Annotated in this window: 1 protein-coding gene; it reads left to right on the top strand. The window is 47.6% G+C overall.

Annotation, left to right across the window (positions count from 1 at the left end):
- Positions 1–83 precede the first annotated feature (83 nt).
- Positions 84–605, top strand: coding sequence for a hypothetical protein (locus ACFINZ_RS10790; protein ID WP_375633872.1), 522 nt, complete (start codon positions 84–86; stop codon positions 603–605).
- The last annotated feature ends 112 nt before the right edge of the window (positions 606–717 follow it).

The raw sequence follows: 717 nt of genomic DNA, 5'->3' as shown, positions 1-717 counted from the left end.
GCACGCCCTTATTTGGGGCTTTCAGAGCACAATAAAGTGGAAATTGTCAAAGCGACAGAAGACTGGCTGGAAAGGGTCTTTTCATGAGTCAAACGATCACACAAGCAGGGCGCATTAATCAGTTTCGTGAAGCGGTGATAAGAAGCCTTAAAGGGGCTTTGCCGGATGTGCGTGATTGCGGCTGTCAATTTGGACGTTTTAACTTAGAAGAGCTTGAAACACAGATGCTGGTGGCTCCAGCAATACGGGTTGCGGTGTTAGAAAGCCGTTTGAATCCTGTAGCAAGTGGGCACATGAGTGCGGATCTTCATTTAGGGGCTTTTATTATTACCACAGGTAAAGAGCGTGATGTTTCCAGTTGGCTTTTAGCAGAAGCCATTGCGGTGCTTTGTCATAGCGGGCAATTGTGGGGACTAACGCATTTGAGTGCCCCGCGTGAGGTGCAAATTGAACCGATTATCTCTGCGGCGATTAAGCAGCGTGGTGTATCGATAAGCGTGGTGGAATGGCACCAAGATTTGCATCAGTTGGGACAGGATATTTTTTGTGATGAAGGACAACTCAAAAGTGGTTTGATTTCATGCGATGATGAGGTGTTGCCATGAATGATGCGCATTTGTTGAGTGACACCTTGCGGCAAATAATGAAGCGTCTTGATGCGCTTGAACGCTGTCTTGCCAACCAGCACATGATTGGGCGGGTTGTGCAAGTTGATGG

Origin of the sequence: Bartonella sp. AA81SXKL (genome assembly GCF_042196945.1) — a bacterium.
Lineage (GTDB): Bacteria > Pseudomonadota > Alphaproteobacteria > Rhizobiales > Rhizobiaceae > Bartonella.
This window is presented reverse-complemented; position numbering and strand designations above follow the sequence as displayed.

What these genes read in the sequence shown, in the direction of transcription:
- ACFINZ_RS10790 (WP_375633872.1), top strand. Translation starts at nt 84, where the DNA reads ATGAGTCAAACGATCACACAAGCAGGGCGCATTAATCAGTTTCGTGAA.